The organism is Soonwooa buanensis, assembly GCF_900167905.1.
GTDB classification, from domain to species: domain Bacteria; phylum Bacteroidota; class Bacteroidia; order Flavobacteriales; family Weeksellaceae; genus Soonwooa; species Soonwooa buanensis.
Genome location: NZ_FUYZ01000009.1, coordinates 38,937 through 50,884 on the forward strand (window position 1 = coordinate 38,937; position 11,948 = coordinate 50,884).

12 protein-coding genes are annotated in these 11,948 nt (G+C 33.9%); 5 read left to right on the top strand and 7 right to left on the bottom strand.

Features of this window, described 5'->3' with window-relative positions:
* Nucleotides 1-9 precede the first annotated feature (9 nt).
* The 3 genes from B5X62_RS11960 to smpB form a co-directional block, all read right to left on the bottom strand.
* Nucleotides 10-750, bottom strand: coding sequence for a YebC/PmpR family DNA-binding transcriptional regulator (locus B5X62_RS11960; protein ID WP_079667665.1), 741 nt, complete (start codon nucleotides 748-750; stop codon nucleotides 10-12).
* 111 nt (nucleotides 751-861) lie between these two features.
* Nucleotides 862-2,349, bottom strand: a complete 1,488-nt coding sequence (locus tag B5X62_RS11965; protein WP_079667666.1) for an OmpA family protein — start codon at nucleotides 2,347-2,349, stop codon at nucleotides 862-864.
* A 67-nt stretch (nucleotides 2,350-2,416) separates the two neighbouring features.
* Nucleotides 2,417-2,875 carry an SsrA-binding protein SmpB gene (smpB, locus tag B5X62_RS11970; RefSeq protein ID WP_079667667.1) on the bottom strand — a complete coding sequence of 153 codons (459 nt, stop codon included), beginning with the start codon at nucleotides 2,873-2,875 and terminating at the stop codon, nucleotides 2,417-2,419.
* A gap of 79 nt (nucleotides 2,876-2,954) precedes the next feature.
* Between smpB and B5X62_RS11975 the strand changes: the two genes are divergently transcribed.
* Nucleotides 2,955-4,577, top strand: a complete 1,623-nt coding sequence (locus tag B5X62_RS11975; protein ID WP_079667668.1) for an ABC-F family ATP-binding cassette domain-containing protein — start codon at nucleotides 2,955-2,957, stop codon at nucleotides 4,575-4,577.
* Between the two features lie 76 nt (nucleotides 4,578-4,653).
* Here the strand turns inward: B5X62_RS11975 and B5X62_RS11980 are convergent, their stop codons facing one another.
* From B5X62_RS11980 to B5X62_RS11995, 4 genes are all read right to left on the bottom strand, one after another.
* Nucleotides 4,654-5,295 (bottom strand): response regulator transcription factor, encoded by a 642-nt coding sequence (locus B5X62_RS11980; protein WP_079667669.1) that lies wholly within the window; start codon nucleotides 5,293-5,295, stop codon nucleotides 4,654-4,656.
* Nucleotides 5,296-5,308: 13 nt separating this feature from the next.
* Entirely contained in the window at nucleotides 5,309-6,085 is a 777-nt protein-coding gene (locus B5X62_RS11985; RefSeq protein WP_079667670.1) for a sensor histidine kinase, read from the bottom strand.
* A 298-nt stretch (nucleotides 6,086-6,383) separates the two neighbouring features.
* Nucleotides 6,384-7,199, bottom strand: a complete 816-nt coding sequence (locus B5X62_RS11990; protein ID WP_079667671.1) for a M48 family metallopeptidase — start codon at nucleotides 7,197-7,199, stop codon at nucleotides 6,384-6,386.
* An 83-nt stretch (nucleotides 7,200-7,282) separates the two neighbouring features.
* Nucleotides 7,283-8,035, bottom strand: a complete 753-nt coding sequence (locus B5X62_RS11995; protein WP_079667672.1) for an RDD family protein — start codon at nucleotides 8,033-8,035, stop codon at nucleotides 7,283-7,285.
* Nucleotides 8,036-8,058: 23 nt separating this feature from the next.
* On the opposite strand from B5X62_RS11995, the gene B5X62_RS12000 reads away from it, so the two are divergent.
* The 4 genes from B5X62_RS12000 (at nucleotide 8,059) to B5X62_RS12015 (ending at nucleotide 11,932) form a co-directional block, all read left to right on the top strand.
* Nucleotides 8,059-9,051: a stage II sporulation protein M gene (locus tag B5X62_RS12000; protein ID WP_079667673.1), complete on the top strand. Its 993-nt coding sequence runs from the start codon at nucleotides 8,059-8,061 to the stop codon at nucleotides 9,049-9,051.
* Between the two features lie 130 nt (nucleotides 9,052-9,181).
* Nucleotides 9,182-9,991: a DUF4013 domain-containing protein gene (locus B5X62_RS12005; RefSeq protein ID WP_144038375.1), complete on the top strand. Its 810-nt coding sequence runs from the start codon at nucleotides 9,182-9,184 to the stop codon at nucleotides 9,989-9,991.
* Nucleotides 9,984-10,760, top strand: coding sequence for a DUF4129 domain-containing protein (locus tag B5X62_RS12010; RefSeq protein WP_144038376.1), 777 nt, complete (start codon nucleotides 9,984-9,986; stop codon nucleotides 10,758-10,760). The genes B5X62_RS12005 and B5X62_RS12010 overlap by 8 nt, the downstream gene beginning before the upstream one ends.
* The gene (locus B5X62_RS12015) at nucleotides 10,760-11,932 is read left to right on the top strand and encodes a hypothetical protein (RefSeq protein WP_079667676.1); all 1,173 of its coding nucleotides are present in this window, start codon (nucleotides 10,760-10,762) and stop codon (nucleotides 11,930-11,932) included. Before B5X62_RS12010 ends, B5X62_RS12015 begins: the two co-directional genes overlap by 1 nt.
* Nucleotides 11,933-11,948: the final 16 nt, after the last annotated feature.

The following is an 11,948-nucleotide window of genomic DNA, read 5'->3' on the forward strand; positions in this document are numbered from 1 at the left end:
TTTTTTATTTTATAAAGAATCTAAATGTTCATCTGTAAACTCCATATTATGGAAAACATTTTGCACATCGTCATCATCTTCAAAACGCTCTAACATTTTCATATTAGCTGCAAATTGTTCCGTCGTGACCTCTTTAGAATTATTTGGAATACGTTGCAATTCTGCACTTTTCGCCTCTATTTTAATTTCATCCAACTTGTGAGATAGCGTTCCAAAATCTTCAAAAGCTGTTGTTACCACAACTTCAGTCTCATCTTGATCAATTTCTTCGGCACCTCCATCAATCATTTCCATTTCAAAATCATCCCAATCCATTATGATATTTGATTTATCAATAGTGAAAATCCCTTTTCTATCAAACAAAAATGACAATTCTCCATTTTTTCCAAGGTTACCATCAAACTTATTGAAAATAGCTCTTACATTAGCAACAGTTCGAGTTGGGTTATTCGTAGTACATTCTACAAAAAAAGCAACACCACCTTGCCCATAACCTTCGTATGTAATTTCTTCATAGTTTTCCGCATCAGCACCAGCAGCTTTCTTTATTGCGCGCTCTACGTTATCTTTTGGCATATTAGCACCCTTTGCATTTTGGATGCAACGACGCAAGGCAGGATTAGATTCGGGGTCAGGGCCACCGGCCTTAACAGCTAATGCAATATCTTTTCCAATTTTAGAAAAGGTTTTGGCCATCTTGTCCCAACGAGCCATCTTCGATGCTTTTCTATATTCAAATGCTCTTCCCATTTTAATCTGTAATTTATTCTACAAAAATACTTTCAATTCGTGAATTATAAAAATTTTTAAACAAAAAAACACCCTCAATTGAGGGTGTTTATATTTAGAAAAATAAGTTAATTATTTTTTCTTTTTAGCTGGAGCTTTTTTCTTAGCTGGAGCTTTTTTAACTACTTTTTTCTGTACTACTGGAAGATCTGACTTCTGCATTGACTGCCAAGCCTCTCTATTAACCGCAGTTACAACTACTTTTCTATCGATAGCTCTTTCAGCATCAGAAGCTTTTTCGTCAACTGTAGCTTTTTGCTCACCTACACCGATAGATTTTAATTGATCTCCGCTAACTCCTCTAGCTTCAAGAGCTCTTACTACTGATGCAGCTCTTTCTCTTGAAAGTTTTAAGTTATAAGCTTCTGTACCTTTTTTATCTGTCTGACCTTCAACTAAGAATAAACCATCCTTAGAATCTTTGATAATTGTAGACGCTTGATCTAATTTTGGATTAGATTCTGCTTTGATAGAAGACTTGTTGAAGTCAAATAAGATACCTTGAAGTGCTCCTGTAGCTTCTGTTGCGTATGCATCAGCTGGCTTAGGACATCCGTTGTATTCTTTAAGACCGAATACTGTAGGACAAGCATCGTCTTTATCTAATACACCATCACCATCAGTATCTGGCCAAGGACAACCGTTGTTTTCAGCTGGACCTGCTACTGTAGGACATTGATCATCTTTATCTAATACACCGTCACCGTCAGTATCTGGCCAAGGACAACCGTTATTTTCTTTTGGACCAGCAACATCTGGACATTGATCATCGATATCAGGGATACCATCACCGTCTGTATCAGGACATCCTTGGAATTCAGCTAAACCTGGTGTATCTGGACATCTATCTTCTTTATCTGGGATACCATCTTTATCTCTGTCAGTATTACCAAATCTGAATAATAATGAAGCAGATGCTTGCCAAAAGTTAGCAATGTTAGATTTATCACCTGGTGTAGAAACATAATCACCTTGAACTCCTAAACCGAAGTTTTTAGTTACCCAAAGGTTTAAACCAGCTCCTGTTGCAACAGTGAAGTGATTAGCTTTACCAGCTCCTCCTTCTCCATCCCAAGAACCATAAATAGCGCCACCACGTCCTCCTGACACAGCAGGGAAATTAACTCCGCTATAATCATGTCTTAGGTAGTTTGCACCAACTCTCAAATATGGATCAAACCAAGACTCTTCATTCCAAAGACCGTTGAATTTAAATTGTAAACCAAGACCTGTTTGTAAAAAGAATTCTTTATCAAGACCAAATCTTTTGTTATCAACATTACCAACAGTTGTTTGCCAGTCTAATACTAAATACTTGTTCAAGTTTCTAGCAACTGTTAACTTAGATAATGGTGGAGTAATTGAGTATTTTGAAACTCCTAATAAGTTTTGTTTTACGTTCCAAGCAGAAAACGTGTTACCAAAAGTACTTCTTTGCGCTACGTGGTTCACTCCGTGCATACCAACTCCGATAACCCAAGGGTTAGAAGTCGTCTGAGCGAAAACAGTAGAGGCAACTGTAAGTGCCAATGCTGAAATTCCTAATTTTAGATTTTTCATAGAATTAAATGATTAAATAATTGATAATGCAAAATAAATATAATTTTTCTTTAAAAACAAAGTTTTTTTAACTTTTCTTTAATAGTCTTTGGAGGTTTACTTTATTCTCTCTGTCTTTTATAGCCTCTCTTTTATCATAAAGTTTTTTCCCTCTAGCCGATGCAATAAGAAGTTTAGCTTTTCCTTTATCATTAATATATAATTTTAAAGGTATTATAGTATTGCCAACATCCTTTAACTTTTTTTTAAGTTTTTGCAATTCGTATTTATGCAGTAGCAACTTCCGTGCCCTTCTCGCTTTATGATTATAAAAAGTCCCCAATTTATACTCATCTATCTGCATATTAATAATATAGAGCTCATCATCTGTAAATTCACAAAAACTCTCTGATATAGAAGCTTTAGAAGATCGAAGTGATTTGATTTCAGTACCAGTCAAGACAATACCAGCCTCGTATTCGTCGAGAATTTCGTATTCGAATCGCGCGCGTTTATTAAGAATATTAACAGTTCTTTCGATTTTCATATGTATATATATAGTATAAGTAGATACAGTTTATTATACCAACTTATTTTCGTAATTTTGCACAAATTTACAAAACTCTATGTTAACAGTATCTAATTTATCATTACAGTTCGGAAAAAGAGTACTTTTTGATGAAGTCAATATAAAATTTACAAAAGGGAATTGCTACGGTATCATTGGTGCCAATGGTGCTGGTAAGTCAACCTTCCTTAAAATATTAAGTGGGAAGCAAGAAGCAACTACAGGTAATGTCTCTTTGGAACCAGGTAAAAGAATGTCAGTTCTTGAGCAGGATCACTTTGCGTTCGATAATTTCACCGTATTAGAAGCAGTTCTTCGTGGTAACAAAAAATTATTTGAGATCAAAGAAGAGATGGACGCTTTGTACGCTAAAGAGGATTTCTCTGACGAAGATGGTATTAAAGCTGGAGAGCTTGGTGTTATCTACGACGAAATGGGTGGGTGGAATGCTGAGTCTGACGCACAAACGATGTTATCTAACGTAGGTATCAAAGATGATATGCATTATCAAATGATGTCAGAGCTTGAAAACAAGGATAAAGTAAGAGTATTGCTTGCACAAGCTTTATTCGGAAATCCTGATGTTTTGATCTTGGATGAGCCTACCAATGACTTGGATATCGATACAATCGCTTGGTTAGAAGATTTCTTAGGCGGTTACGAAAACACTGTTATCGTTGTATCGCACGACCGTCACTTCTTAGATGCGGTTTGTACGCACATCGGCGATTTAGATTATTCTAAACTTAACTTATATACTGGTAACTATACATTCTGGTACCAAGCTTCTCAATTAGCGACAAGACAAAGAGCTCAAGCTAACAAGAAAGCGGAAGAAAAGAAAAAGGAATTACAAGACTTTATTGCGAGATTTAGTTCAAACGTTGCAAAAGCAAAACAAGCGACTGCACGTAAAAAAATGATTGACAAGTTAAACATCGAAGATATTAAACCATCTTCTCGTCGTTATCCTGCCATTATTTTTGACCAAGAGAGAGAAGTTGGTGATCAAATTTTGGAAGTTAAAGGTTTAGAAAAAACAAAGGATGGCGAATTGCTATTCTCAAATGTTGATATCAACCTTAAGAAAAATGATAAAGTTGCCATTATCTCTAGAAACTCTTTAGCAATTACTGAATTCTTCCAAATTATCACTGGAAACGTAGAAGCAGACAAAGGAAATTACCAATGGGGCGTTACAACAACTCAAAGTTATATGCCACTTGATAACTCTTCTTTCTTCCAAGAAGAAATTAATCTTGTAGACTGGTTACGTCAATTTGTTTTAACAGATGAAGAAAGACACGAAGAATATGTGAGAGGTTTCTTAGGTAGAATGCTATTCTCAGGAGACGAGGCACTTAAATCTAGCCAAGTACTTTCAGGGGGTGAAAAAATGCGTTGTATGTTCTCTAGAATGATGCTTAAAAAAGCAAATGTTCTTGTAATGGATGAACCAACCAACCACTTAGACCTAGAAAGTATCACAACGTTGAACAACTCTTTGAGCAATTTTAAAGGCAACATTCTTTTGTCTTCTCATGACCACGAAATGTTACAAACAGTTTGTAACCGTATTATTGAGTTAACGCCAAAAGGTGTTATTGACCGCGATATGTCTTACGATGAATATCTTGAAGATAAAAAAATAAAAGAACTAAGAGACCAAATGTACTCTTAATCTCTTTTTAAAAATTAAAATAAAAAAAGCCGCAAACAGTTTGCGGCTTTTTTATTCCTTATATAATAGATTCTTTTTAAACTTCAATTATTTTGTGCTTAATTGCATAAAGAACAATCCCAATTCTTGTTTTAACATCAAGTTTCTGAAATAGATTTTCGCGATATCCATCAATAGTTTTAGGACTTAGACACATCATGTCAGCGATTTCTTTATAGGTTTTCTCGGTGCAAGCGAGCTTAATAAATTCTAATTCCCTGTCTTTTAAAACCAGTTGTTCTTCATTTTTGTTCAAAGAATGAATCAAAAAATTAGAAACCATTTCTGTATAGTAAAAGCCTTTTTCATAAACCTCATCCACAGCTTGTTTAAAAAGATTAGGACTTGTGTCTTTTAATATATAGCCTTTCGCGCCGTTGGTTAGCATTTGCATAACAGTTTCTTCATCATTATTAACAGACAATGCGAGCACCTTCAAACTAGAATGCTTACCATTAAGATATTTCATGGTTTCGATACCATTCATAATTGGCATATTGACATCTAATAAAACAAGATCTGGTAAAACCTCTCCTTGCTCCAAAGATGTTATAAAATCTTTACCATTAACAAAGTGTCCTATGACATTATATTCTCCAAAAGTACCAATAAGATAACTTAAGGATTGGGCAAACAATTGGTGATCATCAACGATAACGATCTTCAGTTTTTCCTTCATATATATTACTACATTACAAATATGGATAATCGATAGTCAGTTCTGTGCCCTGTCCTACCGTTGAATTTATCACACATTTTGCATTTATTAACTTGGCTCTATTTTTAATATTTTTGAGCCCAACACCCGACATCACTTTCCCCTTAACTACAAATCCCTTACCATAATCGCGAATACATATAAAACAACTTTGGATATTATTTATTATTTCTAAATCAATTTTTTGACTTTGCGAGTGTTTCAAAATATTATTAATCACCTCTTGCAGCATTCTGTACACAATTACCTGATGTTCCATTGGGATGTTAATTGGTCGATCACCAACAAGGTTAAAATGACATTCGATATTTTTTAACAATTCTATCCGTTGCAAATCTTGTTGTATCAAATCTGTGAATAATACTTCATCCTTTACGTCCGCTAAACTAGATCTAGAAATAAAACGAATTTCATCCAAAGATTTTTCTACAAGGCCTTTGATAGCGATAGAGTTTTCTTTCTCGTTTTCGTCTGTTTGTCGTCCAATCTGCATATTGAGTTGCATCACCGCCACCGAAAGAATTTGACCAACATTATCATGCAACTCTTTACTAAAAGCTAAAGTTCTTTCTTCTCTAATTTCTAATAATGAACTCTGTAATGCCGATTGAAATTTTATTTTATTTTCTAAACCTTGGATATGAAAATTTGATTTCTTTCTTTTCTTGAAAAAAACATAAGCAATGAATAACAGCAAAATAAATAATCCACCAAAAATCCAAAGAATTTCTAGCTTACTAATCTGAAGCATTTTATAAAAATTAAGCTTTTGATTTTCATCAAAACAGAAATTAGAAAATAACAATCAATAATTCTCCACTTAAGAATCAATCAACAAGTCCTGCAAAATTAACCTCAAAGCCAAGAATACAAAAGGGGAAATTTCCCCTTAATTTTTACGGCTATTTCCTGATGCATTCATATATAATAAGTTATACATTTGATACAACAAAAACACTAATTATATAAAACCAATAACCATTAAAACCAAAAAGAGACTACCACAATTGATAGTCTCTTTCTTGTTTTATAAAACTTAAACAAAATTCTTATTTCGTAAGTTTAGTTGTAGGCAAAGTTACAGTTCCGGGATCTTTCCAAAGACCATCCTTCTCAGCTCTTTTTTTGATAGCTTCAGCACGCTTATTACTATCAGGATGCGAGTTGAACATCTTTTGGAAACCACTTTGTTTAGCGCCACCTTCCTCAGATAACAATGCTAATTTTTTAAAAGCTCTATACGCCCCAACAACATCGTAGCCATTCGCCTTCATAAAATCGTAAGAATAGGTATCCGCTTCCGACTCCTGCTTTTTGCTATGAGACGCATCTAGCATTGCATTAGCCATCGCACCAAGCTGACTATCATTAAGTGTCGCTATCGTTTTAGAGCTTGCTGAAGCAGCATCCATCGCAGCAGCTTTTAGATAAGCCGACTTAATAGCATCTTTCGTATCTTCATTTTTAACATGTCCAATCTCGTGACCGATAACCGCCAACAATTCGTCATCCGTCATAATATCCATTAAAGATGAAAAAACACGAACACTACCATCTGCACAAGCAAAGGCATTAATATCTGTCACTTTATAGACTTTATAATTAAGATTAAGACCATCTTGACTTTTGTGTTTGGCAAATAACTTATTAAGACGAACGGTATATGGGTCTTTAGGACCTGCGACGGTATTATTTTTATCCATCCAATCGACACCTTCTTTTGCAAGTTTAGCAGCGTCGGCGTTAGTAAAAGTTAAAGCCTTAAGTCCTTTAGTACCAACATCCAAAGCTTTGTTAAGATTGAATTGCGCATTAATCGTCACACACGAGCCTAATAGAAAAGCTCCAATAATTATTTTTTTCATAACTTTTATTTTCATCCAATATAGAAAAAAATATCACGCTACGACTGTTAAATTTTTGCAAAACCATACTAAAACTCTAATTTTTAAGAATTTTTTCCAGTATAAAAATTATAATCTTTTATAACTACATTGATGAATTGAAGATCAGAATATGAAAAATTGGTAGTATCAAGTTTTATCGTTTGTTTTATTTTGTCTGCTAATTTTTTAATGATAATGCTATCTTTTGATTTTATTGCTCGCTCATAGTTTTCTTTGATGATTCGCATATCGTTATCATTTAGCAAAATAACCTGTGGAAAAATAGGCACATAATCTTCTTTAAGCTCCTCCAAAATCGTATGTGAAATATTAAATTCACTTTTTAAAGAAATAACAGCACAGCCAGAAACCACATCTCCCAATCTTTGGTTGTATTTTGAAGACACCATACTTATCAAACCGACAACGCCAAAATTAGAATAAACATCAATAAGACGCATGAACCATCGCATAAGGTAATCCCCAAATGTAGCCTGATAACCGTCTATTTTTACAACTCTAATTTTTAATAATTTTTTACCAGGAGTTTGTCCTTCAAAAAGGCTTTCCAAAACAAAAGTGTACAAGATGACTGGTAAATAAAAGATTGATAAAAAAGCACCGATAGACCAACTATCCCAACCTTGCATTAATCCGCCAATACCCAAAACATCAAAAAGAATCCAAAAAACTGCAAATCCGTAAGCTGCTTTTATCAACATATCAATAATGAAGGCAAAAAATCTTTCGCCAACACTAGCAATTTTAAAATTAATGTTTACATTTTGAGATGTATTGATGCCTATTTGATTCATTTTTTTGTTACATTAGCAAAATCATGAGAGAAATCGCTTTCATTAAACAAAATAAAGAAAAATGGTTGGAAATCGACCAAGTCATTCAGGGAAAAATTAAAAAAAATCCCGATGACTTGTCATCTTTATATATAAGTATCGTCAACGATCTCTCATACGCACAGACTTATTACCCAAAAAGCAAGACAACAATTTATCTCAATTTTTTGTCTTCGCAAGTTTTCCAAAAAATATATAAGACAAAACGTGTTGAAGAAAATCGTTTCAAATCATTTTTTCTACAAGAAGTCCCACTAATCGCTTACCAATATCGAAGATATCTACTCTATGCGATTTGTTTTTTTGTAGCATTTACAAGCATTGGCGTTTTATCATCCATCTATGATAAAGATTTTGCAAGACTTATTTTGGGGGACGATTACATCAACCAAACTTTAGAAAACATAAAAAAAGGCGACCCAACCGCCATCTATGGGACAGGATCAACTTGGGGCACTTCCTTCGTCATAATCCTAAACAACTTATATGTTGGTGCAAGGCTCTACGTTTACGGCATATTCGGAGGAGTTGGGACCATCTACGCACTGTTCCAAAATAGTGTAATGCTAGGAGCTTTTCAATATTTTTTCAAGGACCAAAGTGTACTACTAGAAAGTGCTAAAGGCATTTGGTTACACGGGACGTTTGAGATTATAGCAATGGTTATCGAGGCTGCAGCAGGACTTATTTTGGGAGCATCAATACTATTTCCGAAAACTTATTCGAGATTCGAGTCTTTCAAAATCGGTTTCAAAACAAGTATGAAACTTTTTTTAAGTACCGTTCCGTTTACAATAATTGCTGGCGTTATCGAAGGTTATGTTACGAGACATGCGCAGGTTATGCCACTTTGGGCTAACTTGGCTATTATCATTATTTGTCTATCAATAATTGGATTCTACTATGGTATATATCCTAGAATGCTTTATAAAAAACACATAAAACATGCAGATTTTTCAGGAGCGAAACTTCGGTAATTTGGTAAGTGACACCTTTAACTTTTTCCGAATTTATGGGAAAGATTATTTTAAAAGTTACTTTATAATCAATGGTGCGTTATTGATAATAATGACATTGTTAACGATATTTTTTTACCGCGAATTTTTTATGCAAATTTTCGTTGCCAATGCTGGTGGACAAAGCTATATGTTCGAAAGTTATTTTAGCAACAACTGGCCAATTCTTGTATTGGTGGGCATTATTGCTTTTATTTTGCTTTTTGTTATTTCTACGGTTGTATACACATTTCCTATTTTCTACATGAAGCGCATCGGCGAACATCAAACCAAAATCACCACCGACGAGCTGCTTTCTGATATGAAAAAAAATATCGGGAAATTCTTCATATTTTGTTTAGCAACAAGCTTTATTGTCGCTCCAGTTATGATGGTTATGTTGGCAATTTCCTCTTTTTTGATTGTAATTTTAGTAGGTTTTTTATTATTAATATTATTAGCGCCAGCATTTTACAACGTACTTTATTTAACCTTGTACGATTATATGAGTACTAACAAAACATACTTCGATGCGTTGAGTAATGCTGCTAGAACCGTTTTCGGGGATATGTTTAATACTCAAAAAACAAAATTCTGGAAATATTGGGGATCAACATTAGTTCTTGGTGTTATCATCTACATTGTGAGTATGGCATTCTCGATGATTCCGTATTTTATGATGATCGGGAACATGAGTCTTAATCCTAACTATGACCAAATTAATGACCCAAGTACCATTTTCTCGGGCGTAATGGGCGTTATTTTTTTTGTTAGCTACGGCGTTTCTATTTTGGTCAGTTCTATTGTGTATAACCTAATGGCCGTTAATGCAGGTTTTATGTATTATGATAGTCGACAAGATCTACACCGCGATTTAGACATTCATGAAATCGATACTATTGGTAATCAAACAGATGCGTAGGTTTTTAGTCATCATATTAATGTATATTTTTGTCCCTATTTTTGGACAAGATTATGATGTTGTGGTTCCTCCGAAATCGCCAGCAGTACCAGCTATCGAAACTCTTGCCGAAACCGATTCTATTTTAAAAACTAACTATCAGACAGACAACACCATAACGACGAGAAAATTTAGTCCCAATTATTACAAAAAATATCAAGGTGAAGACTTCGATTATCGCTTGACAAAACCGCGCGAATCCATTTTTGCAAAGTTTTCAAAATGGTTAGATAAAGTTCTCAATGCACTATTTGGAAATATCGATACACCAAACACTTTCAAATACACGGATATTATTATTAAGTTATTTGCCATTTTGTTGGTCGGTTTTTTATTGTATTTCATCATCACAAAATTCTTTTTGAAAGACGGTAGTATTTTCTTTAGTAAAAAGAATAAAAAACTAAAAATCGCAACGGAAGATCTTAAAGAAAATATCCACGACATCAATTTTGAAAAAACGATTGCCGAATACGAAGCAAAATCCAGTTATCGTATGGCAACGCGTTATCAGTTTTTATCATTATTAAAAAAGCTTTCTGACCGAAAATTAATTGACTGGAATATTGAAAAAACCAATCGTGACTACAGTCGAGAACTTAAAAACGATGATCAAAAAACACAGTTTAATCGACTGACCTACATTTTCGAAAACGTTTGGTATGGCGAGATAGAGCTTGACCAATTGCGTTATGAGTCCTTCAAATCCTATTTTAATAACTTTAAATAATGAGTAAAAATTTCAAAATATATCTTGGTGTTTTTCTCGTTATTTTAGCAATAATGGGAATTTTCCAAGTCAATAAAAAACCAATTGTAGATTGGCGCAAAAATTTTGATCCTAACTCAAAAACGCCTTTCGGACTTTTCGTTTTTAACAAAGAAGCCGATCATCTTTTTGGGAATAATCTAGAGCGCATTAACCAATCGCCTTATGATTATTATTCTAAAGAAAAAGAAACACCAAAACACAATATTTTAATCATTGAAAAAAATCTCGACACCGAATCTTGGAGAAAAATCCTTGATAAAGTTAATTCTGGTTCTAGCGCCATGTTGATCTCGAGATCTCTTCCCGAAATGTTGGAAGACAGCCTAAAGTTTAGACTTTGGATTAACAATTCGGATACAAAATACAATCTAGAATTTACTGATGTCAAACTAAAAACCGACACTTTACTTATCAACCGACTGCCAGATAGTCGTGGTTTTACGAAGATTAATAAAAGCATTGAAATTTTAGGCTACAATAAAACATCAGGTTTCGGAAACGACGAATACAAAAATGCCAATTTTATTAAGGTTAAACATGGTCAAGGTTATTTTTATTTGTATTCGGAACCGAGTGCTATTTCCAATTATTATCTTTTAAAATCACGATCTGCCTATCCTACCAAGTTATTTTCGTTCTTACCTCAACAGAAAACCATTTGGTTTACAGAAAGCAAATCTGCGGGCAATTCGCAGTCGCCGATGCGTTTTATCCTTGCAAATCCACCATTGCGTTATGCTTTATATATCGCAGTTTTAGGCTTGGCTTTGTTTATGATTTTTAATGCTAAACGAAAACAACGCATTGTCCCAATTGTAGAACCACTGAAAAACACGTCATTAGAATTTGTAAAAAGCATCGGAAATCTGTACTTACAAGAAGGCGATTTTCATGATATGATGGCGAAAAAAGCGCAATATTTTTTACACAAAATTAGATTGGATTTGTTAATTGACACTTCCAATTTGGACGAGGATTTCATTAAAAAATTACACTTAAAAACGGGTGTCAAAATAGAAACTATTCAGGAAGCTGTATCTTTAATCAAGAAAGCGCAAGATCCTTATTCTAATGTTATGAAAGAGGATTTTATTAAAATGAATAGTCTTCTCGATGACATTTTAAAATAGATTTTGAAAATTAAAA